21 protein-coding genes and 1 pseudogene are annotated in these 24256 nt (G+C 61.8%); 11 read left to right on the top strand and 11 right to left on the bottom strand.

All coding sequences use genetic code 11. The annotated features are described in order from the left end of the window. Positions 1-36 precede the first annotated feature (36 nt). From J7E36_RS05445 to J7E36_RS05425, 5 genes are read right to left on the bottom strand one after another with little or no spacing between them, the layout of a single operon-like run. Positions 37-861 (bottom strand): class I SAM-dependent methyltransferase, encoded by an 825-nt coding sequence (locus J7E36_RS05445; protein WP_215000622.1) that lies wholly within the window; start codon positions 859-861, stop codon positions 37-39. Next, positions 855-2006, bottom strand: a complete 1152-nt coding sequence (locus J7E36_RS05440; RefSeq protein ID WP_215000620.1) for an acyltransferase family protein — start codon at positions 2004-2006, stop codon at positions 855-857. The genes J7E36_RS05445 and J7E36_RS05440 overlap by 7 nt, the downstream gene beginning before the upstream one ends. After that, the gene (locus J7E36_RS05435; RefSeq protein ID WP_215000618.1) at positions 2003-2875 is read right to left on the bottom strand and encodes a class I SAM-dependent methyltransferase; all 873 of its coding nucleotides are present in this window, start codon (positions 2873-2875) and stop codon (positions 2003-2005) included. Before J7E36_RS05435 ends, J7E36_RS05440 begins: the two co-directional genes overlap by 4 nt. Next, entirely contained in the window at positions 2872-4164 is a 1293-nt protein-coding gene (locus J7E36_RS05430; protein WP_215000616.1) for a glycosyltransferase, read from the bottom strand. Before J7E36_RS05430 ends, J7E36_RS05435 begins: the two co-directional genes overlap by 4 nt. Then, positions 4158-5789, bottom strand: a complete 1632-nt coding sequence (locus tag J7E36_RS05425) for a glycosyltransferase (RefSeq protein WP_215000720.1) — start codon at positions 5787-5789, stop codon at positions 4158-4160. Before J7E36_RS05425 ends, J7E36_RS05430 begins: the two co-directional genes overlap by 7 nt. A 422-nt stretch (positions 5790-6211) precedes the next feature. On the opposite strand from J7E36_RS05425, the gene J7E36_RS05420 reads away from it, so the two are divergent. The 8 genes from J7E36_RS05420 to J7E36_RS05385 are packed head-to-tail and all read left to right on the top strand — an operon-like array spanning position 6212 to position 15215. Then, the gene (locus J7E36_RS05420) at positions 6212-7126 is read left to right on the top strand and encodes a GDP-mannose 4,6-dehydratase (RefSeq protein WP_215000614.1); all 915 of its coding nucleotides are present in this window, start codon (positions 6212-6214) and stop codon (positions 7124-7126) included. Further along, entirely contained in the window at positions 7123-8091 is a 969-nt protein-coding gene (gene gmd / locus J7E36_RS05415) for a GDP-mannose 4,6-dehydratase (RefSeq protein ID WP_215000612.1), read from the top strand. The genes J7E36_RS05420 and gmd overlap by 4 nt, the downstream gene beginning before the upstream one ends. A 3-nt stretch (positions 8092-8094) precedes the next feature. Further along, complete coding sequence (locus J7E36_RS05410; protein ID WP_215000610.1) at positions 8095-9537, top strand: mannose-1-phosphate guanylyltransferase/mannose-6-phosphate isomerase; 1443 nt, start codon at positions 8095-8097, stop codon at positions 9535-9537. After that, the gene (locus J7E36_RS05405; protein ID WP_215000607.1) at positions 9537-10334 is read left to right on the top strand and encodes an ABC transporter permease; all 798 of its coding nucleotides are present in this window, start codon (positions 9537-9539) and stop codon (positions 10332-10334) included. Before J7E36_RS05410 ends, J7E36_RS05405 begins: the two co-directional genes overlap by 1 nt. Continuing rightward, entirely contained in the window at positions 10334-11599 is a 1266-nt protein-coding gene (locus tag J7E36_RS05400) for an ABC transporter ATP-binding protein (RefSeq protein ID WP_215000605.1), read from the top strand. Before J7E36_RS05405 ends, J7E36_RS05400 begins: the two co-directional genes overlap by 1 nt. Next, a complete protein-coding gene (locus J7E36_RS05395) occupies positions 11596-12963 on the top strand; it encodes a glycosyltransferase family 4 protein (protein ID WP_215000603.1) in 1368 nt (455 codons plus the stop codon). The genes J7E36_RS05400 and J7E36_RS05395 overlap by 4 nt, the downstream gene beginning before the upstream one ends. Then, entirely contained in the window at positions 12954-14084 is a 1131-nt protein-coding gene (locus tag J7E36_RS05390) for a glycosyltransferase family 4 protein (protein WP_215000601.1), read from the top strand. The genes J7E36_RS05395 and J7E36_RS05390 overlap by 10 nt, the downstream gene beginning before the upstream one ends. After that, positions 14085-15215, top strand: coding sequence for a glycosyltransferase family 4 protein (locus J7E36_RS05385; protein ID WP_215000599.1), 1131 nt, complete (start codon positions 14085-14087; stop codon positions 15213-15215). A gap of 67 nt (positions 15216-15282) precedes the next feature. Here the strand turns inward: J7E36_RS05385 and J7E36_RS05380 are convergent, their stop codons facing one another. Both J7E36_RS05380 and J7E36_RS05375 read right to left on the bottom strand, forming a co-directional pair. Then, entirely contained in the window at positions 15283-15909 is a 627-nt protein-coding gene (locus J7E36_RS05380) for a glutathione S-transferase family protein (protein WP_215000597.1), read from the bottom strand. A 125-nt stretch (positions 15910-16034) separates the two neighbouring features. Then, entirely contained in the window at positions 16035-16937 is a 903-nt protein-coding gene (locus J7E36_RS05375) for a LysR family transcriptional regulator (RefSeq protein WP_215000595.1), read from the bottom strand. 407 nt (positions 16938-17344) lie between these two features. Here J7E36_RS05375 and J7E36_RS05370 point away from each other — a divergent pair, with 407 nt between their 5' ends. Then, positions 17345-19477: an LTA synthase family protein gene (locus J7E36_RS05370; RefSeq protein ID WP_215000719.1), complete on the top strand. Its 2133-nt coding sequence runs from the start codon at positions 17345-17347 to the stop codon at positions 19475-19477. Here J7E36_RS05370 and J7E36_RS05365 read toward each other — a convergent pair. The 4 genes and pseudogenes from J7E36_RS05365 to J7E36_RS05350 form a co-directional block, all read right to left on the bottom strand. After that, positions 19474-20060: pseudogene (locus tag J7E36_RS05365) on the bottom strand (NUDIX domain-containing protein). The gene J7E36_RS05370 and the pseudogene J7E36_RS05365 overlap by 4 nt on opposite strands. After that, positions 20057-20896, bottom strand: a complete 840-nt coding sequence (nadE, locus tag J7E36_RS05360) for an ammonia-dependent NAD(+) synthetase (RefSeq protein WP_215000593.1) — start codon at positions 20894-20896, stop codon at positions 20057-20059. Before nadE ends, J7E36_RS05365 begins: the two are co-directional and overlap by 4 nt. Position 20897: 1 nt before the next feature. Continuing rightward, positions 20898-22127 (bottom strand): nicotinate phosphoribosyltransferase, encoded by a 1230-nt coding sequence (pncB, locus tag J7E36_RS05355; RefSeq protein ID WP_215000591.1) that lies wholly within the window; start codon positions 22125-22127, stop codon positions 20898-20900. 12 nt (positions 22128-22139) lie between these two features. Continuing rightward, positions 22140-22787 (bottom strand): nicotinamidase, encoded by a 648-nt coding sequence (locus tag J7E36_RS05350; protein WP_215000717.1) that lies wholly within the window; start codon positions 22785-22787, stop codon positions 22140-22142. A 183-nt stretch (positions 22788-22970) separates the two neighbouring features. Here J7E36_RS05350 and J7E36_RS05345 point away from each other — a divergent pair, with 183 nt between their 5' ends. Then, on the top strand, positions 22971-23516 hold the full coding sequence (locus tag J7E36_RS05345; RefSeq protein ID WP_215000589.1) for an adenylyltransferase/cytidyltransferase family protein: 546 nt from the start codon (positions 22971-22973) through the stop codon (positions 23514-23516). A gap of 1 nt (position 23517) precedes the next feature. Next, the gene (locus J7E36_RS05340; protein WP_215000587.1) at positions 23518-24225 is read left to right on the top strand and encodes an NUDIX hydrolase; all 708 of its coding nucleotides are present in this window, start codon (positions 23518-23520) and stop codon (positions 24223-24225) included. Positions 24226-24256 lie beyond the last annotated feature (31 nt).

The raw sequence follows: 24256 nt of genomic DNA, 5'->3' as shown, positions 1-24256 counted from the left end.
CTTGCCACGCTACAAAAGCCCTTGCGACACAAGAGCCTATGGAAGCGCCCCAGGCTTACGCGCAATGATCACCTGACTCTTGGCCACCACCGCGTCCAGGGCCTGCTTGATCTGCGCGCCTCGCGGCGAGTCCAGCACGGCTTGCCAGGTATCGGCCCAATGGTTGAGCAACGGGTGGTCGGCATTGCTGAAATCAACCTTGGCTTCCCAGAACAACAGCATCCACATGGACCAGTAGAAACCGTACTGGCTGTGGCTCAACACCTCCAGCCCGGCCTCGCTGACCATCGCCTTGAACTGCTCCTCGCTGATGATGCGAATGTGATTGGGCTTCTGGAAGTACTCCGGGGCGGCGATGTCCTTTTGCAGCTCTTCGGAACTGGGGTGCGGCACGCTCAGCAGGTACAGCGCACCGGGCTGGCCGACCCGCACCAGTTCGGCGAGAAATTGCGCCGGGTCGTCGACGTGCTCGATGACCTCGGTGGAGACCACGCGGGTGGCCGTGGCGTCGGCGATGGGCAACGGGTTGCAGTCGGTCACATGGCACTCGACACCGCGCGCCGGGGTGTCGCTCAAGCGTTGCCGGGTGGCCTCGACCTTGGCCGCGTCGATGTCGGCGATGATGATCTTCGCCCCGCGCATTGCGCAAAAATGCACGTTGCCGCCATCACCACAGCCCACATCCAGCAGCGTGTCTTGCGCGGTCACCGGGAAACCACTGAACAGCTCACCCGTCTGCTGGTTGAACCAGCCACTGAGCATCGCATCGTGCAGCCCGAGCATATACGGGTCGACCTTCTCGGCTGCAGGCGTCGCGGGCGCAGGCGTGCCCGCCGTGAGTTTCTTCAAAAGGCTCAGCATGAAGGGGCTCCAGTAACGGGAAGGACAGTGCGGGCGGTGGACAGGCGTTCAACCAACCGGGCGCCCCGGTTGCGCATGGGCATTTCGACCAGCCGATAGTTGAGTTCACTCAATAGCCCGATCAGCAACACGGCACAGGCCAGGGCCAGCCACGGGTGGCTGGCCGGGTCCGACGAGCCCAACGGGGCAAAGCGGAACCACAGCTCGCGCAGCAGGAAGAACACCGGGACGTGGATCAGATAGATCCCGTAGGAGCGACTGCCCACCCAGGTCAGTGCGGTTTTCAGCCGACTGCGAGGCAACAGGTAATCGCGGTCATAAGAGGCCACCCAGACCAGCACGGCGCTGCACAACGCAATGACCCCGAGGCGATAGAACGACAGATTGAAGTGCTCGGTCGCGACCCAGGCCATCACACCGCCCAGGGCCACGATCAGCAGTACACCCAACCCGGGCCAGCGCAACCCCTTGGGCTCGAAGCGCCAATAGCTCGGTTGCAGGCTCCAGATCGACAACAACACGCCCAGCGCGAGGGCATCGGTGCGGATCACCGACAACCACAGCGCCCGCCAGGTGAAAAACTGCACCAGCACCACCGCCAGCAATACCCAGACCAGGTACCGACGCGAAACAAACACCAGCAGCGGCAGGACCAGGTAGAACTGCTCCTCCAGCGAGAGCGTCCAGTACACGAAACTGGCGCCGTACTCATAACGCATGAATGCATCGGCAAAGCGCAGGTTGGCAAACTGCAGCAAACCGGCCAGGGTGGCTTGCAGGTTGGCTTGTACGCTGCCGAACGCGCCGGAGCGATTGAAAAAGAACACCGCGCACAGCACCAGCAGCAGCCAGAGCCAGGCTGACGGCAGCAGGCGAAACGCCCGGCGAATCCAGAACCCGCGGGCGACCGCCCAGAACTGCCCCGGGCCGCCGCAGCGACGCAGTTGCGGAATCAGGCTGCGCCCGATGACAAACCCAGAGATGGCAAAAAACAGATCCACCCCCCACCACAGTTGAAAGCTATCGGCCAGGGCCGTCAGGCGCGGCCATCCGCCGGGAAACATGCCTTGTACGTGGTGGAACAACACGCCCGCCACCGCAACGGCCCTCAGCAACTCGATGTCCATGATTCGCTTGCTGCTCATGCGGTACTCCCCGACAGAACATCAGGCTTGCGGGCGATGATGACCTGGCTCTTGGGCATGAACCGGTCCAGCACTTGCTTGATCGCCAGGCCATCGGGTTGCGTCAGCAAGTCCTGCCAGACACCCGCCCAGCGCTCCATCAGCGCGGGATACGGTGCCTGGATACGGTCGCGCACGGCACCTTCGATATTGCGCCCGGCCGCTTGTTCGCTGGCCCAGAAGAAAATCATGCCCATGACCCAGAAAAATCCGCTGGCCTGGCGATGCTCGATCACCAGGCCTGCGTCTTCCACCAGGGCGGCAAAGCGTTCGGCACTGAAAATCTGCACATGGTTGGGCGCCTGGAAGTAGCTCGCCGGTGCGATGCCTCGCTGCAGATGTTCACCCACTGGCGCCGGGACGCTGAGCAGGTACTGCGCGCCAGGCTGGCCCATGCGCACCAACTCGGCCATGAACGGCTCCGGTTTGTCGATATGTTCGAGTACTTCCATGCAGACGATTTTGTTCGCACACCCGTCGGCCAAGGGCAACGGCAAGCTGTTGCTGACCAGCCCCAGGAATGGCGCCGTTGTCTGGGCCTCGACCTGCCGCGCAAGGTCGCGCACCTTGTCCTGTTCGCTGTCGGTAAAGATCACCGCCGCGCCCTGGCGCACCGCGAACAGTGTCGCCACGCCTTCGCCGCACCCCACGTCCAACAGCGTATCGTTGGCGCCAACGGCGAAACCTTTAAGCAACTCGCCGGTTTCATTGCTAAACCACCCGTCGAGCATCGCGTCGTAGAGGCCGGCATCACGGGGCGAGACGGCGCCTGTCGGTGGCGGCGCGGAGTCGACCGGCGGCCTGAGCCAGGCAAGCAGGCGCTGGATCATGACTGCTGCGCGTTCCGGCGACGCTCCGATGTCTGTTCGAAAAACGCCGCCAGGCGCTGCTCGGCATTGGCCTGGCTGCAGAACCTCTCCAGGCTGCGCACGGCGTGGGCCGACAGGCGGCGATAGCGCTCGGGGTCGTTCCTGGCCACGTCATAGCTGGCGCGAAAGGCTGAACACAATGAGTCCCAGTCGGTGACGTAGCGCAGGGTCCGATACGCCGCGCGTGGGTCGTGGGGCCAGGCGGTCAGTTCCTCGGTGGAGTCGACGATGAAGGCATTGTCGTGATCGATGTAGTCGGCCATCGCCGTGTTCAGCGGGGCAATCGCGGGGCGGCCACAGGACATGAACTCCATCAGCGGCAGGCACTGCCCTTCCCCATAGGAGCAGTTGACCACGTATCGGGTGGCTTCCACCAGCCGCTCATAGTCCACGTCCGCCAGGTAACCGTGAATCAGCACGATGCGACACCGGTACGACTGGTTCTTGTAGACGTGGTGCAGCATGTCGGTGAGCGCAGCGCTGACATCGTGATGGGTCAGCTTGAGCACCAGCGTCGCATCGGGAACGTCGCGGAACGTCGCGCAAAATGCGCTGATCATGTCCTTCCAGTTCTTGCGCCCATCATAAGGGTTGAACACCGAGGTGTAGATCACCCCGTCCAGCAGCAACTCGCAGTCCTCGGCCGGGCCGTCAAGCACCAGCGGGGTTCCGGCCTGATGGGCCGGCGGGCCATAGGGTCGCAGGTCGGTGGTGCGGCTATCGATTAACAAGCCACGCAGTTGCAGGCGCATGTGCTCGACCGTCGGTCGCTGGGCCAATACCGCGCCACGTGCGGCAAAACGGTCCCACACCGGCGCGGCGATGGCGACGACCGGGAAATCCGCGCCCATCGCCTCGCGCACGGTACTGACGGTGAAGCTGGAATGGGTGATTGCCATGCCCGTCGCGCCAAGCACCACCCGCCAATCGTGCCGGGGTTCACCCTGCCAGCTTTCGGTGGGCAGGGTGCTGAATTCCCAGGCGAATACCGGCACCGTCGGACAAGCGTAGTGGGCAGCGGTGCGATGGGGCGGTGAAAACGACAGGAACACGCAGTCTTCGCCACGGCGCAGGCAATCGGCATACAACAGGTCGACTTCGTCGTCCGGCCGGGTCACTTCAATCACCCGCCCCAGCCGCTCCAGCACCGGCCGGAACTCCTTGAGCACGAAGTAATAGCTGTACTCGGGCTTGCCGAGGTTCTCCAGGATGTTGCTCTGGTTGGTTTCCGAATAAATGATGATCAACATGACGCGCTCCCCGCCCGGATCGCCAGCGACAGCGTTTCATCATCCTCTGCAACCGCCAGGAAATTCGCCAGCCGTTGCTGCACCGGGGCGAAACCGCAATAGCGGCGCATGCGCTCGTTGGCCGCAGCGGCCATGGCCTGGTAGGCCTGCGGCTGATGCCGCGCCATCGCGTAGCTCTGCTGGTACGCGAGCTTCAGTGACCCCCAGTCGGGACGATGCCGCAAGGTGCGATACAAGATGCGCGAGTCCTCTGGCCAGATCGTCGGTTCGCGGCTGGATTCGACGATGAAGGCCACCTCGGTATCGATGTAATCGCGCATCGCCGTATGGTCCGGCGCAATCGCCGGCCGGGCGCAGGACATGAACTCCATCAATGGCAGGCACAGGCCTTCGCAGCGTGAAGCGTTGACGTAGAAACTGGCCGCGCCATACAAGCTGGCGAACTGTTCGTCTTCCAGGTAACCGTGCAGCACCAGCACGCGGCAACTGAACGGCGAGAGCTGGGACAACAGCGTCAACAGCTCGACGTAGTAGGTCGACAGGTCGTTCTGGGTCATCTTCAGCACCAGCGTCGCGTCCTCGACGTCCCGCAGGGCCCAACAGAATGCAGTGACCAGGTGATGCCAGTTCTTGCGCCCGTCATCGGGGTTGAACACGCTGACATACACCACGCCACTGACCTCGGTCGTGACTGTCTGGGTGGTATCGGGCAGCACGGCCTGGGGGTGTTCCGGCAGTGACTCGGGCACCGGCTCGACAACCGCTGGAGCCGTCGGCACTGGCGGCCCCCTCAGTATCCGATTGACCGAAACGCGGACAGGCACCGGAATCAGGTCGCGGACCGCCTCGCGATACCAACAAAGCAGGTTGTGCTTGAGCAGCCAGACCGGACCTTGCTCGGTCCTGCCGGCGACAGCGCGGATGACTTCGCGCAGGTAGTGACGAGAGATGAATGCACGGCGCCGCCACGTCAGGGGCGGCGGTTCGACCACAGGGTCCGGTAGCGGCGCGTCTTCCACGGGCGGCTCGGACAACGTCAACGCTTCTTCGCAGATTGGCGCGATCAAGCCATCGGCCGACAGCCCGAGGACGCGGCTGTCGATGATGCAGCCCTTGATCTGCAAGGTCGTGCCAGGGTTCATCGGAGTACTCGGGTACTGCTCACGAACCGTTGCGAAACGCTCCCATAGCGGTGTCGGCAGGACCAACACCGGAAAATCCTCGCCCAAGGTCCGCCGAATGGCTTCGGCCGTGTGGCTGGACAGGGTGATGACCCGGCCATGGCGCGCCAGCGTGCGACTCCAGTCATGCCGAAGATCGTCATCCCAATGCTCGGCCGGGATCGAATCGAACTCCCAGGCCACCACGCAGACCATCGGACACAGCAGGTCGACGGGCGTTTTGTGAGGGGGGGAAAACGAAAGGAACAGGCAATCCTGCCCAGCCTGTTGCAATGTCAGGTACAGCGGATCGACCTCGGCGACGGATGCCACCACATGCACCGTCCCCAGGCTTTCAAGCACCGGACGATAGGCCTTGAGCACGAAGTAATAGCTGTACTCCGGGCGGCCGAGGCTCTGACTGATGGAGTGGTCGTTTACGTCCGAGTAAAGAATGAAGTTCATGGCACCCCAAAGGGAGGTCGCCATCCTGGCTACCTCTTTTCATGACGGTCGGGTCACTGAGCGAACCGGCCATGCCGCGTTCGTCGATTCCCTGTCTACCCGTCTCGTTCTTGTTTTTAGTGACCCTCGCCCTGCGGTTCAATCTGGAGACCCTCACCGGGGGTTGGTGTCGAGGGGCATTCTAAACACATCCGCCAAGGGTTCGTGAACCGCCCGGCATGAATAAACCCGCTATAAATATGAGAACTGACCGGTCACGGTTTGCGTTGTTGAAATTGCCGCGAAATTGGCACAGATTGGCAGCCAAACAACTACAACAAACGCTTCTCTTGGCTGATTGTTGGATGATATTTCCCCGATCTTACGGAAATTTCCTACCTAATTCGCCAGAGAACGACGTATCCATCAAAGGGGGTTGATGCGTGAAAAAACGTCTGTTCGTCACGGGCCTCAACGGCTTTGTGGGACGTCACCTCAAATCACGTCTGGATGCCCCCGATTCGGCGTGGCAGGTCATGCCCGTCGCTACTCGCTACGACCTGACCGACAGCAAGACCCTCGAAGGCCTCTGGCCTGACATTCCCGACGCGGTGATCCACCTGGCAGGCCAGACCTTCGTCCCCGAAGCCTTTCGCGACCCGGCGCGGACGCTGAATATCAATCTGCTGGGCACGCTGAATCTGCTCCAGGCCCTCAAGGCCCGCGGGTTCACCGGTACGTTCCTGTATGTCAGCTCCGGCGACGTTTATGGCCAGGTCGCTGAAAGTCAGTTGCCGATCACCGAGCTGCAACCCGCCGCCCCGCGCAACCCCTATGCCGTGAGCAAGCTGTCGGCCGAGCTGCTGAGCCTGCAATGGGGCATGAGCGAAGGCTGGCCAGTGCTGGTGGCCCGTCCGTTCAACCACATCGGCCCCGGCCAGAAGGACAGCTTCGTCATCGCCAGCGCCGCCCGGCAGGTCAGCCGCATCAGGCAGGGCCTGCAACCGGCCCGGCTGCAAGTCGGCGACATCGACGTGACCCGCGACTTCCTCGATGTCGCCGATGTGCTCTCGGCTTACCTGGCCCTGCTCGACAAAGGCGCCCCGGGGCAGGTCTACAACATCTGCTCGGGGCGCGAGCAGAGCATCCGCAGCCTCATCGAACAATTGGCCGACATCGCCCAGGTCGATGTGCAACTGATCCAGGACCCGGCGCGCATGCGCCGTGCAGAACAGCGTCGCGTCTGTGGTAGCCCCGCCAAGCTACGACAGGCCACTGGATGGACGCCTGAGACAACAACACAACAATCCTTGCGGGCGATCCTGTCCGACTGGGAGATACGGGTACTCGAAGAATGAAAAGTGCATTGATCACAGGGATCACCGGCCAGGACGGCGCCTATCTGGCCAAGCTGCTGCTCGACAAGGGTTACCGAGTCCATGGCCTGGTGGCGCGGCGAAGCAGCGATTCACGCTGGCGGCTGCGCGAGACAGGCATCGAACAGGACATCGTTTACCTGGACGGCGACATGGCCGATGCCTGTTCGGTTCAGCGGGCCGTGATCAAGTCGGCGCCGGACGAGGTGTACAACCTCGCCGCGCAAAGCTTCGTTGCCGCGTCCTGGGATCAGCCGGTGACCACCGGGATCGTCGACGGGCTGGGGGTGACCCACCTGCTCGAAGCCATTCGCCAGTTCAGTCCCGATACCCGTTTCTACCAAGCGTCCACCAGCGAAATGTTCGGCCTGATCCAGGCCGAACAACAGGATGAACACACACCGTTCTACCCGCGCAGCCCCTATGGCGTGGCAAAGCTGTACGGCCACTGGATCACCGTCAATTACCGTGAAAGCTTCAACCTGCACGCCAGCAGCGGCATCCTCTTCAATCACGAATCGCCCCTGCGCGGCATCGAGTTCGTGACCCGCAAGGTCACCGACGCCGCGGCACGCATCAAGCAGGGCAAGCAGCAGGAACTGCGCCTGGGCAACATCGACGCCAAGCGCGACTGGGGTTTTGCCGGCGATTACGTCGAGGCCATGTGGCTGATGCTGCAACAGGACACGCCCGACGACTACGTGGTTGCCACCGGCGTCACCACGACGGTACGGGAAATGTGCAGGATTGCCTTCGAACACGTCGGCCTGGACTACCGGGACTTCGTGAAGATCGACCCGGCCTTCTTCCGCCCGGCCGAAGTCGAGGTGTTGCTCGGCAACCCGGCCAAGGCCCAGCGAGTCTTGGGCTGGAAGCCCAGGACCGACCTCGACACCCTGATCCGCATGATGATGGATGCGGACATGAAACGCGTCGCCAAGGAGTAGGTCATGCTCATTCCCGTGATTCTCTCCGGCGGTGCCGGGACGAGGTTGTGGCCGGTGTCCCGCGAAGGCCATCCCAAACCCTTCATGGTCTTGCCCGACGGCCAGTCGTTGCTGGGCAAGACCTATCGGCGTGCCGCAGCGTTGTTCGACGGTCGGGGCGATATCGTCACCGTCACCAATCGCGAGTATTACTTCCAGAGCCGCGACCATTATCAAAGCGCTCACCTGGAACGTCATCGCGGCCACTTCGTACTGGAACCGACGGGCCGAAACACCGCGCCGGCCATCGCCGCCGCCGCCCTCGCTGTGCAAGCCTTGCACGGCGACGATACGATCCTGGTGGTCATGCCCGCCGATCACCTGATCCAGGACGAGGCCGCCTTCAAGGCCTCCGTGGAACACGCGGTGGAGCTGGCCAAGCGCGGCCATCTGGTCACCTTCGGCGTACTGCCGACGGCGCCGGAAACCGGCTTCGGCTACATCGAAAGGGGCAAGCCCCTGGATACCAAGGGCGCGGCCAAGGTCGTGCGCTTCATCGAAAAACCCGACCTGCAGACCGCCACCCACTACCTGGAAAGCGGCCGGTTTCTGTGGAATTCAGGCATGTTCTGCTTCACGGTCAAGACCCTGCTGGCGGAGTTGCACACCCACGCTCCCGAGCTGCTGGAACAGGCCCGCGCCTGCATCGCCGCCAGCGCCGCGGTGGAGACTTCGGGTTGCGTGCAGCAGGAGTTGTCCGCCGAACATTTCACCGACATGCCGGATATTTCCATCGACTATGCCCTGATGGAGCGCTCCGCCAACGTCGTGGTGATCCCGGCCGCCTTCGACTGGAGCGATATCGGTTCCTGGAGCGCCGTCGCCGGCCTGGTGCCTGCCGATGCGCAGGGCAACCGCGCCACGGGCGAGGCCCTGTTCATCGATAGCCAGCGCAACTTCGTCCAGAGCGACGGGCGATTGGTGGCGGCCCTGGGCGTGGAAGACCTGATCATCATCGACACCGCCGACGCCGTGCTGGTGGCCCACGCCGACCGCGCCCAGGACGTTCGCCGCGTCGCCCGGCAACTCAAGGACAAGGCACACGAAGCCTATCGCCTGCACCGCACGGTCAGCCGGCCCTGGGGCAGCTACACCGTGCTCGAAGAGGGGCCGCGCTTCAAGATCAAGCGCATCGTGGTCAAGCCCGGCGCGTCGCTGTCGCTGCAGATGCACCATCACCGCAACGAACACTGGGTGGTAGTCGAAGGCATGGCCAAGGTCACCAACAACGGCTCGGGTTCGCACCTGGTGGCCAAGAACGAGTCGACCTTCATCCCCGCCGGCCACAAGCATCGCCTGGAAAACCCCGGCGTCATCGACCTGGTCATCATCGAAGTGCAGAGCGGCGAATACCTGGGCGAAGACGACATCGTTCGCTTCGAGGATCACTACGGCAGGGCCGTCTGATGTTATTGACCTTGCAACGCACCCTGTGGAGCTACCGCGGCTTCGTCCTGGGCAGCGTCAAGCGCGAATTCCAGGCGCGGTATCGCAACTCGTTGTTCGGCGCGCTGTGGACGGTGCTCAATCCGCTGTCGATGATCCTGGTCTACACGGTGATTTTTTCCCACATCATGCGCGCCCGCCTGCCCGGGGTGGAAGACGGCATGGCCTACAGCGTCTACCTCTGTGCCGGCTTGCTGACCTGGGGTTTGTTCGCTGAAATCACCACCCGTAGCCAGGGCATGTTCCTGGAGAACGCCAACCTGCTGAAGAAAATCAGCTTCCCCAGGGTCTGCCTGCCGGTGATCGTGCTGCTCAACGCCGGAATCAACTTCGCGATCATCCTCGGCTTGTTCCTCGGTTTTCTGCTGATCACCGGGCGCTGGCCCGGCATGAGCTTGCTGGCATTGATACCGCTACTGGCCCTGCAGGTCATGTTTGCCGCCGGGCTGGGCATGTTGCTGGGAATTCTCAACGTGTTTTTCCGCGATGTCGGACAGTTGTTCGGCATCTGCCTGCAATTCTGGTTCTGGCTCACCCCGATCGTTTACCCGATGACGATCCTTCCCCCCTCGATCCAGCAACTGCTGGCGTTCAATCCCATGACCGCGCTAATGCAGAGCTACCAGAACCTGTTTCTCTACAACCAGTGGCCGGTGTGGAGTTCCTTGCTGCCGTTGCTGGTCGTTGGCCTGCTGTTGTGCGTCACCGGCCTGCGCATGTTTCGCCGGCGCGGTGGTGAAATGGTGGACGAACTCTGATGGGACATTTACGCGTCAGTGGCCTGGGCAAGGCCTACAAGCAGTATCCGAACCGCTGGAGCCGGCTGTTCGAATGGCTGATTCCCTTTTCCCGGCAGCGCCATCAACTGCACTGGATCCTGCAAGGGGTGGATTTCGAGATCCAGCCTGGGCAAGCCGTGGGTATTGTCGGGGTCAACGGCGCCGGCAAAAGCACCTTGCTGAAGATGATCACCGGCACCACCCAACCCACCTGCGGCCAGATCCAACTGCGTGGTCGCGTCGCCGCGTTGCTGGAACTGGGCATGGGCTTTCACCCGGACTTCACCGGCCGCCAGAACGCATTCATGGCCGGTCAATTGCTGGGCATGCAGGTGGAGGAAATCCAGGCATTGATGCCGGAGATCGAAGGGTTTGCCGAAATCGGCGAGGCTATCGACCAACCGGTGCGCACCTATTCCAGCGGCATGCAGATGCGCCTGGCCTTCAGTGTCGCCACTGCCCGGCGCCCGGACATCCTGATCGTCGACGAGGCGCTGTCGGTGGGCGATGCCTACTTCCAGCACAAGAGCTTCGAACGCATCCGCAACTTCCGCAAGGCCGGCACGACGCTGTTGATCGTGTCCCATGACCGCTCGGCGATCCAGTCGATCTGCGACACCGCCATCCTGCTCGAACACGGGCGCATGGCCATGCACGGCAAGCCCGAAGAAGTGATGGACTACTACAACGCCATGCTGGCCCAGCGCGAGGGCCAGGTGGTCCGCCAGGAAATGCTCGCCAACGGCCAGGTGCGGACCATTTCCGGCACGGGCGAGGCTGGCATTCTCGATGTGCAGTTGCTCGACAGCCAGGGCCAGCCCGTGGAAGTGGCCGAGATTGGCCAGCCGATGGTGTTGCAGGTCCGGGTTGAAGTCCGCCAGGACATCGAACGACTGGTGCTGGGTTTCCTGATCAAGGACCGTCTCGGCCAGCCCATGTACGGCATCAACACCCACCGCCAGGACAAAGCGGTGACCGACCTCAAGGCCGGCGAGCAGATTACCTTCCGCTTCAGTTTCGACATGCGCCTGGGCAAGGGTAATTATTCCGTTGCGCTGAGCCTGTCACGGCTGGATTCGCACCTTGACCGCAATTTCGAATGGCGCGACTACGGGCTGGTCTTTCACGTGATCAATAATCGCCAGGAAGACTTCGTTGGCTGTTCCTGGCTCCAGGCGCGGACCAGCATCCAGCGCACGAGCCAGCCTGCTGCCGAAGCGTTGCCACAAAAGGAGCTGCCATGACCCGCCTGCTGGTGGAGTGCACTTATGTGTTCGAACACCCGGGAGACAATTCCGGCATCCAACGGGTGGTGCGCAATGTCATCCGCGAGCTCCCCGCTGCCGATGGCGAGCGTGAATGCATCCCCGTGGTCATGGTGCAAGGCAAGCTGTACGAGGTGAAGAGCCTGGCGCCGTTATCTACCCATAAACTGGACCTGGCCAGCCTGCGAGTCCGCTGGGAACAGATGGCCAACCGGTTCTGGTTCGGACACCGGACGTTGGCACGGCAATGGCCCTTCCGCCAATCGCTGTGGGCCCGCCGCCTCCTGTATGTGGGCTGCAGAGTGTTTGCCCTGGCTTGCTTGAGCATTCCGATCCGCTTGCTCGACCGCGCCCTCAAGGGCAAGGAACTGCCGCAGCGGTGCGTGCCGCTGGCGCATCGGGCCGGCGATCAACTGGTGTTGCTGGACTCATCCTGGCATTCGGACATCTTCCCGCTGGCCGAGCAGCTCAAGCGCGACGGCGTGGGCATCGTGTCGGTCATCTATGACCTGATACCCCTGACCCATCCGCAGTTCTGCGACGCAGGGCTGGTCAAGGTGTTCAACCGCTGGTTCGACTGGATTACCCGCACCGCCAACGGCTACATCACCATCTCCAGCACCATCCGCGACCAGGTTCGGCAGGAAATGGTCCGGCGCGTCGGTGAGCAGCAGGTCAGCGAGCGCTGGTTCGACTATTTCTACCTGGGCAGCGAACTGGACCTGGCTGACCCCAGCCGTCCCGTCGATCGCGCGTTGCAACGGATGTTCAAACAATCCGAGCCGGTATTCCTGATGGTCAGCACCATCGAACCGCGGAAAAACCATACCTATTTGCTTGATGCATTCGAGCGCGCCTGGGCGGCCGGCTCCCAGGCCCGGCTATGCATCGTCGGGAAGATCGGTTGGAAATGCGAGGCCCTGATCGAACGGATCGAGCGCCATTCGCAACTCAACAATCGCCTGTTCATGTTCAACACCCTCTCGGATCAAAGCCTGGAATATGCCTACCAGCACGCCACGGCGCTGGTGTTCCCATCCTACGTGGAAGGCTTCGGCCTGCCGTTGGTCGAAGCCATGCAGCGCGGGTTACCGGCGATGGGCAGTGACATTGAAGTGTTCCGCGAAATTGGCGGCGATTTCATGGCTTATTTCGACCTCGACGACCCCCAAAGCCTGGCGGATCAGGTCATGGGCATGGAGCACAGCGGGACATTCCCAGCCATGCGCGCCCTCGATCAATGGCAATGGCTGAGCTGGCGTCAGGCCAGCGAACAGTTGGTAGAGCGCATCGAGCAGCACATCGGCGAAGTGGCCGCTGGCAGGGAAGCCGTATGCGGATAGCCTTCAACGCCCGGATTCTCCAGGCCCCCCGCACCGGCATCGGCCAATACGTGGCGGAGCTGGCCACCGCCCTGGCCCAAGAGCCGGACGTGCAATTGTCGTTGTTCCACGGCTGGGGCTGGAGCCCACAACTGCCACAAGCGGCGATGCCAGGTTATTCACGCCTGAGCCCTCTGCTTCGGCAGGTGCCGGGCGCCTATCGGGCACGTCGCTGGCTGGAACAGAAACGCTTCGACCAGGGCCGTTCCCAGGCCATCGACCTGTACCACGAACCCAGCCTGTGGCCGTTGTCCTTTGACGGCCCGACGGTGATGACCCTGCATGACCTGACTCACTTGTACTACCCTGAGACACAACCGGCGGCGAGATTGAAGGAAATCGAGCGGCGGCTTACCCGTGCGGTGGAACAGGCGCAGCTGATTCTGACCGACTCGCAGTTCATCGCCGAGCAGGCCCGTCAACATTTCGGCCTCCCAGCCGAACGCCTGAAGGTCGCCCCGTTAGGCGTGGCTGCGCGATTCCAGCCGCGTGAACCTGAGGCCATCGACGGGGTGCTCAAGGCTCATGGCCTGGAAGCAGGTCGTTATTTCCTCTGCGTCGGCACCCTGGAGCCGCGCAAGAATTTGTCGCTGGCACTTCGTGCTCACGCCGGACTTCCCGAATCCGCCCGTCAGGCCTTTCCTCTACTCATCGTAGGAATGAGCGGATGGCAACCGACGCAGCTCAACGAAGAGCTGAAAAAAGCCCTGGCTGACGGGCATGTCTGCCTCACCGGATACCTGCCTGATGAGCAGGTCGCTCAGTTACTGGCGGGCGCCCGCGCGCTGATCTTTCCCTCTCTTTATGAGGGCTTCGGCTTGCCCGTGCTCGAAGCAATGGCCAGCGGCACGCCGGTGATCACTACCCGTTGCTCGGCGATGCCCGAGGTGGCCGGGTCGGCCGGCAACTATTGCGAACCCGATGACGATCAAGGCATGCGCGAGGCGATGCTCCGGTTGATGGAAGACAGGCTGCACTGGCGAGCCTGTCGGGAAGCGGGATTGCAACAAGCGGCGCTGTTTTCCTGGGAGCGCTGTGCAAAAGTGACCGCGGGCGCGTATCGCCAGGTCCTGGGAGGTTGAATGCGAGTCCTGCACTTTTACAAAACCTATCTGCCTGAATCCATGGGTGGCATCGAACAGGTCATTTTCCAGCTGTGCGACAGCACCGACCGGTTGAACATCAATAACACCGTGCTTTCCCTGAGCAGAGAGCCCGCCGCCGAACCCATCAGGATCCGGCAGCATGACGTCCACCAGGCGCGGATGGACTTCCAACTGGCCTCCACGGGTTTTTCCTACAGCGTATTCAAGAAGTTTCGCGAGCTGGCCGCTGAAGCGGACGTGATCAACTACCACTTCCCGTGGCCGTTCATGGACCTGGTGCACTTCTTCAGCGCGGTGAAAAAACCCTATGTCGTCACCTATCATTCCGACATCGTTCGCCAGCGCCACCTGCTCAAGCTCTATAAACCGCTGATGCGACGCTTCCTGGACGGCGCCGATCGCATCGTTGCGGCTTCGCCGAACTATGTGCACACCAGCGATGTGCTCAAGGATTACCCGGAGAAAACCCGGGTCATCACCTACGGCCTCAATAAAACCAGCTATCCACAGCCTGACGCCGCGCGCATGGCGGGGTGGAAGGCCCGGTTGGGCGAGCGCTTTTTCCTGTTCGTCGGGGTGATGCGTTACTACAAGGGCCTGCACATTCTGCTCAACGCCCTCAAAGGCGTGGATTATCCGGTGGTCATCATGGGGGCCGGCCCCTTGGAAAAGGAACTGCATGCCCAGGCCGCGGCATTGGGCCTGCGCAACCTGCACTTTCTCGGACGCCTGGGGGATGAGGATAAAGTCGCGCTGCTCGAACTGAGCTACGCCATCGTCTTTCCCTCGCACCTGCGCTCCGAAGCCTTTGGTATCTCGCTGCTCGAAGGCGCGATGTTCGGCAAACCGATGATCTCCAGTGAAATCGGCACCGGCACCAGCTACATCAACGTTCACAACGAAACCGGCCTGGTGGTGCCACCGAGCAATCCCGAGGCGTTCCGCGAAGCAATGCGCAGCCTCTGGGAAAACCCGGCGCAGGCACAGGCAATGGGCACCAAGGCCGAAGCCCGTTACCGGCAGCTGTTCACGTCCGAAGAGATGGGCCGCAAGTGGGTGCAGTTGTACGAGGAGTTGCTGGAGGAAAGAGCGCTTTCCTACGCATGAGCCGAGGCTGGCAAGCTCCACTGTGGCGAGGGGACTTATCCCCTCGCCACAGGGCTGTGTACTGGGCTCAGACAGTTTTCTGTAGACCCACCGCCGTACGCGGCATGCCGACGAACCCGGGCAACGCCTCGATCCGTGCCAGCCACGCACGCACATGGGCATAGTCCTGCAACGACACATTGCCTTCCGGCGCATGGGCAATGTAGGTGTAGCCGGCGATATCGGCGATGGTCGGAGCATCCCCCGCCAGATAGGGGCTGCTGCTCAGTTCCTGATCCACGACTTTCAACAGATTGTGGGAACGGGCGATCACATCCTCGGCGTTATGGGCCGCGCCAAACACTGTAATCAGACGCGCCGTCGCCGGTCCTGAATGGATCGGCCCCGCGGCCGCCGATAACCACCGTTGCACCCGGGCGGCGCCGATCGGGTCGGTCGGCAGCCAGCGCCCCTTGCCATATTTCTGCGCCAGGTACACCAGGATGGCATTGGAATCCGCCAGCACCACGCCGTCATCGTCAATGACCGGCACCTGGCCGAACGCATTGATCGCCAGAAACCCGGGTTGTTTATGCGCGCCCTTGGCCAGATCGACAAACACCACCTCGACGGGCAGCTCAAGCAACGACAACATCAATTCAACGCGATGGGAATGGCCGGAAAGCGGGAAGTGGTAGTGCTTGATGGGTTTCATGGTCGACTCCGCTGAGGTTGACGCCATCAGCAGAACGGCGTCGATGGCTTTATCCTGCGCTGCATTGGAAAACCAGAGAATCACCCGAAAGCGCAATCCATTATTTCACTCACGGAAATGATGGGTCAGCGGCTCAGCGCCGGGTGTTGGCGCAATGCGTTGACGGCGAAATCGACAAAACTGCGGACCCGCGCCGGTGCATTGCGTCCGCCCTGATAGACCACATGGATCGGCAGCGGTGGCAATTCGAAGTCGGCCAGGACTATCTCCAATTCACCGCAGGCCACTTTGTCGGCCACTTGGTACGACAGGATCCGCGTCATTCCCAGCCCCAGGCAGGCGGCGTTGATCGCGGCCTGGTTGGCCGTCACCATCAGCCGCGGCACAGGCCGGACGGTCAGGGGTTGGCCGGCGTCGACGAAGGTCCAGCTTTTGTTCTGACTGATGGCCGACGACGCCACCACCGGCATCTGCTCCAGCTCGCCCGGGTGCCCGGGCCGTCCATGACGGACGAAGAAATCCGGCGAACCGCACACCACTCTGCGCACGTCACCCACACGCACGGCGTGTTGGTTGCTGTCCGGCAGCTCGCCGATGCGCACGGCAACGTCGATGCCCTCCTCGACCATGTTGACGATGCGATCCAACAACAGGGCGTTGATGCTGACCTCGGGAAACTGTTGCAGATAATCCACCAGCACCGGCGTGACAAAGGACTGGCCGAACAGCACCGGCGCGGTCATCGTCAATTGCCCACGGGGTTGGACGTGGCTGCCCGCCGCCGAATCTTCGGCTTCCTGCAAATCGCCCAGGATCCGCCGGCAGTCTTCGAGAAAGCGCTGGCCGGCCTCGCTCAGGTAGACGTTGCGGGTGGTGCGGACCAACAGCGGCGTACCGATGCGCTGCTCCAACGCCGCCACCGCACGCGTGACACTGGCCGCCGACAGCCCGAGGCGCCGCGCCGCCGCGGAAAAACCCGACTCCAGCGCCACGGCGACAAACACCTGCATTTCCTGAAACCTGTCCATCCATCCCCCGGTGAGAAATCCTGATACAAGTTTTCCAAACGCCCCGAAACCGCGCTACGCGGCCAGTGTAGAGGGCCGAGCCAGTGAACCACAGCGTAGCGCAGCCGGACACCGGGACATTGTGCCGGTCGCTGAGTGTCACGCTTGGTACCATCCCAGCGTGTGATCATTTAATGACTGAAGGAAACCCTGTGGGAGCGAGCCTGCTCGCGATAGCGTCGAATCAACATCCATCCCCGTCGGCTGACACACCGCTATCGCGAGCAGGCTCGCTCCCACAAGGTGTGTATGCCGTTCAATGGATCAGCTTCAACTGAAAGGCCTGTTTTGTGAAAATCTTTTACTCCCGTTTAACCCACCCCCACGCATCCCTTCTCGCCTTGATCAGTTGCGTGCTCCTGGTCCCGATGAGCCTTCGCCTGGTACTGGGATGGTCCGATCCGTTGGGTTATCTCTCCGACCTGGGTGTCGGCGGGTTGCTGATCGCGCTGCTCTATCGTCGTCCCTGGTGGCTGGCACTGCCCGTATTGCTGGCCTGGAGCGCGTTGACGCTGGCCAGCATCGAGCTGGTCAGCGCCGTCGGGCGGATGCCCACCGCCTCGGACGTGCATTACCTGATCGACCCGCAATTCGTTGAGAACTCCACCAGCGGCGGCTTTGCCCACCCCTGGCTGGCCGCGGTCCAATGGGCAGCGCTGGCGTTCTGGCTGCTTGTCCAATGGCCCCGCCGAGCGCGTCCGGCCCCACGCTTGCCTCACCACACCTGGGCGTTGCCGGTGCTGCTCTTGCTGGTCCACGGCGCGGTGCAAGCCTGGCGGCCCAGTGAAGCGGACCAGTGGAATGTGTTCAACCTGCCCCACCAACTGGCCACCGCAGCGATCGCCAATGGGCAGGAACGCGCCCAACAATGGTTGGCAGGCAAGGCTCCGGATCCCGTCCCGCCGATGGAAGGCCTGACCCGGCTGGACCTTGATGGGCAAAAACTGTTGGCCGCCCCGGGTCGGGCGCGCAACGTCCTGGTCATCGCTTTGGAAGGCATTCCCGGTGCGTATGTGCGCGCCAATCGTCAGGCCTTGAACAGTCCCTATCAGGAAAACCTGATGCCGCACCTCAGTGCCTGGGCCGAACGCGGCATGAACACCCCGGACTACGTCTTGCATAGCCACCAGACCATCCGTGGCCTGTACGCGATGCTGTGTGGCGACTACGACAAACTCGACGACGGCACGCCCAAGGGTGTCGAAATGCTGAACCAGACCCAGCGCAATCAGGCCTGCCTGCCGGCTCAGTTGCGCCAGAACGGTTTCTCCACCCACTTCCTGCAAGCCGCCGGCCTGCGGTTCATGGCCAAGGACCGGATCATGCCGCACATCGGCTTCGACACGGCGCTGGGCATGGAGTGGTTCACAAAACCCGCGTACCTGGAATTTCCCTGGGGCAAGGACGACAAGACCTTCTTCGAGGGGGCGCTGGATTATGTCGGGCAACTGCAACAGGCGGACCGGCCCTGGATGCTCACCTTGCTGACGGTGGGCACGCACCAGCCATATTCAGCACCGGATGACTACCTGCAACGCTACGACTCTGCCAAGCAGGCGGCCGTCGGTTACCTGGATGACGCGCTGGACAGTTTCCTGGCCGGCCTGGAACGCCAGGGCGTCCTGGAAAACACCCTGGTGGTCATCACCTCGGACGAATCCCATGGCATCGACGATGTGCGCCTGGCCTCCTCCTGGGGTTTCAACCTGACCCTGGCTCCGGAACCATTACCCAGGATCAAGGCCGGGGTCTACGGCCATGTCGACCTGACCGCTTCGATCCTCGATTATTTCGGCTTGGCCGTGCCCACGACGTTGTCCGGCCGCTCGATGTTCAGGGACTATGCCTCCGGCCGGGAAATCATGTCGTTCACCAACGGCAAACTGCGCCATCATGACGGCAATGGCACGTTTACCGAATGCGATTTCCTGCAACGTTGCCGGCACTACGCCAGCGAAGGGTTCATCGCCGACCGTGCTCGCTACGGCGGCCAATACAGCGGCCAGCGCGCCAGACTGATCAACGCACGGGCCACGGCCCTGGGCCAGACCCTGCTGCCCACGCCACTGAACCAGCGTTATCAATTCGGCAGCGCCGAGAAAATCCCGCTGCCGGCTCAGGTGTCCAACGACTGGACCGACAACCTGATAGGCGCCCAGTACCTGGAGATGCCCAAGGGTTCACAGACCCGCGTCAGCCTGACCATCCGCGCCGTGGAGGCGGACCATGCCGCCTATATTTCCCTGAAGGCCAAGGAGTTCGAACAGGACGTCGCCATGGACCTGCCGACCAACGTGGCGGTGACACCCGAACAGCCGCTGGTGATGAATATCAGTTTTGATAACCCGCAACAGCGCAAAGCCTTTTCCTTCCATCTGCTCGGTCATGGGGTGGGCGTGATCGAGATCAGCGACTTCAGCGTCGTCACTGAACTGCCGGACCCGCCGGATCAACCGGAATATCTGGACGATATGCAGGACGATCGCGAAGCCCGGGGCTAATCCAGCAAGCGATGCAGCTTCGCGTACTGCAACAGCATGATGGTCTTGCCATCGCAGATGTCCCCCGTCTCGATCATGCCCAAGGCCTGGTCGAGCGACATCTCCAGCACCTCGATCTCCTCGCCCTCCGCCTCCAGCCCGCCGCCTTCATGCTGCTTGTCTTCGTCGAAATATTCGCCGACGAAAAAGTGCAGGCGCTCCGTCACCGAGCCCGGGCTCATGAACGCTTCGAAGACCTTGCGCACGTCCTGGATGACATAGCCGGTTTCCTCTTGGGTTTCCTTGCGAATGCAAGTGTGCGGATCATCGTTGTCCAGCAGGCCGGCGCAGGTTTCTATCAGCAGGTCATCGTGCCCGTTGACGAAGGCCGGGAAGCGAAATTGCCGGGTCAGCACCACGGTCTGCTTGGCCTTGCTGTACAACAGGATGGTGGCGCCGTTGCCACGGTCGTAGGTTTCGCGTGTCGACTCTTGCCACTGGCCATTACGGCCGAGGTAGTCTTGCGCAGTACGTACCAATTGTCCGAGAGCACCTCGACGTTCTTGATGCGCACGCGATCCTTGATGCTGGTCGTCAGGGTCATTCATCCACTCCATTCGGAACGCGCGGTAACGCGCGTTTATGCGCCGTTTTGCTGTAGGCACGCTCAATGATCTGTTGCGCCTGAGGCGGCACGGTTTCGCCCATCAGGTACGCGTCGATTTGGGCATAACTGCATCCATACGCCACTTCATCCAGCTTACCGGGTGCCAGCTCTTCCAGGTCAGCGGTCGGCGCCTTGTGCACCAGGTGCGCGGGAGCGCCCATGGCGTCAGCCAATAAACGCACTTGGGTCTTCGTCAGCCCGGACAGCGGTGCCAGGTCGCAGGCACCGTCGCCAAACTTGGTGAAAAAGCCCATCACCGCCTCTGCACCATGATCGGTGCCGACCACCAACCCATTGCAGAAATTGGCAATGGCGTATTGCGCGAGCATTCGTGCCCGGGCCTTGACGTTGCCCTTGGCAAAGTCGGTCAGTTCGGCCGAAGGTTGTACACCGTCGATCGAGATATTGGCCATCAACCCGTCAACACAGGCGGCGATGTTGCTGGTGGTGATCACATCCGGCCGGATGAAATCCAGAGACGCCTGGGCATCTCGCTCATCCGCCTGGGTCTTGTAAGGCAACCGGACCGCAATGAAACGCGCCTCGTAATCCTCTCCTCGCAGTTGCTCCACCGCCAACTGGCACAGGCGGCCAGCAGTGAGCGAATCGACGCCGCCGCTGATACCCAATACCAGGGACTTGCAACCCGACTCACGCAAAACCTGCTTTATAAACCCGACGCGGCGGGCAATCTCGGTGGGTTCACCGCCTTTTTTGAGTTGGCGGTCGATGCCCAGTTCCCGGGCAATGCGTTCTTGCACCCATGAAGTCATATCAGGCTCCCAGCTGTGGATTGATAAGGCCGACGTTGAACACCTGGGCGGCGTAGCGCAGGAACGAGGCGTCTTCGCAGACGTTCTTGACCGGATCGTCCGAGAACTTCACGACCGGCTCGCCGTGGACCCGCACCAGCTTCATGACGATGCTCAGCGGTTCGACGCCTTCGACATCGCAGGCCAGGCTGGTGCCCATGCCAAACCCGAACCGGGCCTTGCCACGAACGTGCCGCAGGATCGGCAGGCATTTTTCGAAATTGAGGCCATCGGAGAACATCAGGTCCTTGGTACGTGGATCGATGCCCAACTCGTTGTAACGCCTCAGCACCTTGTCAGCCCAGACGATAGGGTCACCGGAATCCTGGCGCAGGCCGTCATAGAGCTTGGCAAAGTACAGATCGAAATCCTTGAGGAAGAAGTCGGTGCTGATGCAGTCCGTCAGCGCGATGCCGAGCCGGCCGCGGTACTCGTGCACCCAGTTTTCCAACGCCGCGTTCTGGCTCTCACGCAACCGCCCCAGTTGCTGGTGCACCATCAACCACTGATGGGCCATCGTGCCAATCAGCGGCAGATCGAACTCGTAGGCCAGGCGCGCATTGCTGGTGCCGACAAAGACCCCGGGGAAATCGCTGCGCATGACATTCACCACTTCCCGTTGGGCCCTGAACGACAGCCGGCGACGGGTGGAGAAGTCTGAAACACGAAACTCGGCGAGTTCCTCACGGCTGGCATTTTTCTCCAGCCATTCGAACTTCCGGTACAGCTGGCGGGTAACGTCGGCCAGCTCGACCTCCGGGTATTTCTCGCGGTTGCGCAGTTCGCTGACCATCGCCAGGACGGGTTGCTCGAACATGATGCAGTGCAACATCGGGCCACGGACGCGGATGTTCAGTTGGCCGTCGACTTCGGACACATGGATGTAGCGCAGATTGAAGCGGAACAACCCGAGGAACTGTTCGAAGTCCGGCGTCAGGTACTCACGGAAACGCTTGTTGAACAGGAACCGCTGCTCTCCTTCGCGCAACTGCAACCCGGCCAGCTTTTCCAGCTCGACCCGAATGTCCGGGATCAGGTGACCGAGCCGTTCCTTGGAACGCACGATGAATTGGTATTCCACCTCGACGTTGGGATGCTGGTGCAAGACCGCCTGCATCATGGTGAAGGTGTAGTAGTCGGTATCCAGAAGACTCTGGATGGTGCCGTTGCTCGAATCGAATGCGCTGTCCATGATTGTTCTTCCTTATACGCTTGCCAGGCGGATGGTTTCTTCGCGGGTCGCGGCAACCGCGACTCCCGCTTGCCGCATGTCCTGAAGGGCTTGAACGGCACCGGCCTCACTGATGGCCCGGCAAGCCGGGAGGTGAATGATCACCTTGAGACCGGCGGCTGCCAGTTGCAGGGCGGTGGTCTTGACGCAGAAATCCAGCGCCAGCCCGCCAACAATGACCTGCTCGACGCCTTGGCCCTTCAAATACTCGATCACCCCGGTGGACAACTTGCCGTGCAGGTCGTGGTAGCAAGCGCCGTACGGGTGCAAGTCCGGCTCGACGCCCTTCCAGACGAAATAGTCGTAGTCGTAGGGGGTCGGCAATTCGTCCAGCAGGGCAAAACCTTCAGTGCCGGGCACACAGTGGCTGACCCACGTGATGTCGGCGTGCTCGAGCCCGGTCGGCATCAGCATCTGAGAATGATCGGCGACCACCCAGGGCGATTGAGGCGAATGGGCGTCCTTGCTGCCGATGCGCAGGCTGGCCAGGGAGGCGATGAAATTCAACTCACCGCCAATCTGATCACCACCCGGCACCGGCAGCTCGTCCGGGCACAGCGGCGTAAAGCTCTTTTGCGCATCGACATCGAAGGACGCGGTTTTGCGGGTCAGGCTGTTCATGCCGGGATTCTCCTCTTCATGGCCGCAAGAGTACATAACGTGTACTTTCATGACAAGCCACTGTGAAAATAATTTTTCCAGGCTCCTTTCATTCAATTAAATATTTGCTTGGTGCAGCAACGCATTTCACCGGAGGGGTTTTTGATGATAGCGTACACGTCGTGTACTTATTGAGGATAAGCCATGTTCGAACTGGCGCTTTATGGCGGTGCCTTCAATCCCCCTCACGCCGGTCATGCCCAGGTGATGATCCAGGCCTCATTCCAGGCCAGGCGCGTACTGGTGGCCCCCAGCTTCCGGCATCCCTACGGCAAGCAAATGGTCGACTATGACGTTCGTCTGAAATGGCTGGAGGCGATCGTCGGGCACGTCCAGCCACGGTGCGGCGCGCCAGTGCGTGCCAGCCGCGTGGAAGAGGTCGTGGCGCGCGGCGTTGAAGGCGCCATCTACAGCTACACCCTGCTCGCCCATCTCGCTGACAGCCTGGCACTGGACGGTAAGCAGATCGCGTTGGTGGTCGGTCAGGACGTCGCGGATCGGTTAACGACCTTCTATCGCGGCCAGGCATTGCTGGAGCGCTTTTCCATCCTTTGCGTCGAGGAAACGATCCACGTGCGCAGCACGCTGGTCCGCGAACGCCTGGCGTTGGGCGAGCTGCTGCCCAACCACTGGATGGCACCCGGCATGGAACCGGTAAACTATGACCTTTACGCTTCCCATGGAAACTGACATGCCGAACAGCACAGCCCCCGCGCGCGATTATCTGCACACCATCGACCTTTGTGTGCTGCGCTTGAACCGGGAAGCCCAGGCGCTGGAAATCCTCCTGAACCGCAGGGAAGCCGAGCCGTTCGCCGGCCATTGGGCGCTGCCCGGGATCGTGGTCAATGGTGGGGTCGAAGATCTCACGCTGAACGACGCCGTGGAGCGCCTGCGCACCTCAAGCAAAGTAGGCATGCCTTTGGCCTGGATCGAACAGGTCGGCACCGTCGGCGATGCGTTCCGCGATCCGCGTTGCTGGTCATCGTCGACGTTCTATCTGGCTATCGTCAGCGATGCGGCCCCACTCGCCGAACACCAGGGATTCTTCCCCCTCAAGGACGTCGCTGACGCCTCGATAAAACTGCCTTTCGATCACAACAGCCTGGTGGCGGCGGTGCAGGAGCGGTTGTTGTCCAAAGCACTCTACAGCAGCCTGCCGCTGATGTTCCTGGGCCCTGAGTTCAGCGCACCGCAAGCTGTGGATATCTTCTCCCTGGTGCTCAACCGTCCGGTGCTCAAGACCAGCATTCGCCAGCGTCTGCTGAAGATGACCGAGGCGGGTTACCTGCAAGAGACCGGCCGCAAGAAAAGCGGCGACGGCGGCCGCCCCCAGCGCACGGTGGAAAACCTCAAGCCGGGGAGCGTTTACCTGTTCGATCGTAGTTTTCTGGAATGACAGGTATCAGGGAGTCAGAGACGCATTTACA

The sequence above is a fragment of the Pseudomonas fluorescens genome (assembly GCF_018614775.1).
Classification (GTDB): Bacteria; Pseudomonadota; Gammaproteobacteria; order Pseudomonadales; family Pseudomonadaceae; genus Aquipseudomonas; species Aquipseudomonas fluorescens_BY.
The sequence above is the reverse complement of the archived record's forward strand: the minus strand, read 5'-3'. Positions and strand labels throughout refer to the sequence as shown.

Coding starts and splice junctions, on each gene's coding strand:
- pncB (WP_215000591.1), bottom strand. CDS start 22,127: ATGGACAGCGCATTCGATTCGAGCAACGGCACCATCCAGAGTCTTCTG.
- J7E36_RS05405 (WP_215000607.1), top strand. CDS start 9,537: ATGTTATTGACCTTGCAACGCACCCTGTGGAGCTACCGCGGCTTCGTC.
- J7E36_RS05445 (WP_215000622.1), bottom strand. CDS start 861: ATGCTGAGCCTTTTGAAGAAACTCACGGCGGGCACGCCTGCGCCCGCG.
- J7E36_RS05370 (WP_215000719.1), top strand. CDS start 17,345: ATGAGCCTTCGCCTGGTACTGGGATGGTCCGATCCGTTGGGTTATCTC.
- J7E36_RS05345 (WP_215000589.1), top strand. CDS start 22,971: ATGTTCGAACTGGCGCTTTATGGCGGTGCCTTCAATCCCCCTCACGCC.
- nadE (WP_215000593.1), bottom strand. CDS start 20,896: ATGACTTCATGGGTGCAAGAACGCATTGCCCGGGAACTGGGCATCGAC.
- J7E36_RS05395 (WP_215000603.1), top strand. CDS start 11,596: ATGACCCGCCTGCTGGTGGAGTGCACTTATGTGTTCGAACACCCGGGA.
- J7E36_RS05410 (WP_215000610.1), top strand. CDS start 8,095: ATGCTCATTCCCGTGATTCTCTCCGGCGGTGCCGGGACGAGGTTGTGG.
- J7E36_RS05385 (WP_215000599.1), top strand. CDS start 14,085: ATGCGAGTCCTGCACTTTTACAAAACCTATCTGCCTGAATCCATGGGT.
- J7E36_RS05435 (WP_215000618.1), bottom strand. CDS start 2,875: ATGATCCAGCGCCTGCTTGCCTGGCTCAGGCCGCCGGTCGACTCCGCG.
- J7E36_RS05350 (WP_215000717.1), bottom strand. CDS start 22,787: ATGAACAGCCTGACCCGCAAAACCGCGTCCTTCGATGTCGATGCGCAA.
- J7E36_RS05340 (WP_215000587.1), top strand. CDS start 23,518: ATGCCGAACAGCACAGCCCCCGCGCGCGATTATCTGCACACCATCGAC.
- J7E36_RS05440 (WP_215000620.1), bottom strand. CDS start 2,006: ATGAGCAGCAAGCGAATCATGGACATCGAGTTGCTGAGGGCCGTTGCG.
- J7E36_RS05380 (WP_215000597.1), bottom strand. CDS start 15,909: ATGAAACCCATCAAGCACTACCACTTCCCGCTTTCCGGCCATTCCCAT.
- J7E36_RS05400 (WP_215000605.1), top strand. CDS start 10,334: ATGGGACATTTACGCGTCAGTGGCCTGGGCAAGGCCTACAAGCAGTAT.
- gmd (WP_215000612.1), top strand. CDS start 7,123: ATGAAAAGTGCATTGATCACAGGGATCACCGGCCAGGACGGCGCCTAT.
- J7E36_RS05375 (WP_215000595.1), bottom strand. CDS start 16,937: ATGGACAGGTTTCAGGAAATGCAGGTGTTTGTCGCCGTGGCGCTGGAG.
- J7E36_RS05430 (WP_215000616.1), bottom strand. CDS start 4,164: ATGTTGATCATCATTTATTCGGAAACCAACCAGAGCAACATCCTGGAG.
- J7E36_RS05425 (WP_215000720.1), bottom strand. CDS start 5,789: ATGAACTTCATTCTTTACTCGGACGTAAACGACCACTCCATCAGTCAG.
- J7E36_RS05390 (WP_215000601.1), top strand. CDS start 12,954: ATGCGGATAGCCTTCAACGCCCGGATTCTCCAGGCCCCCCGCACCGGC.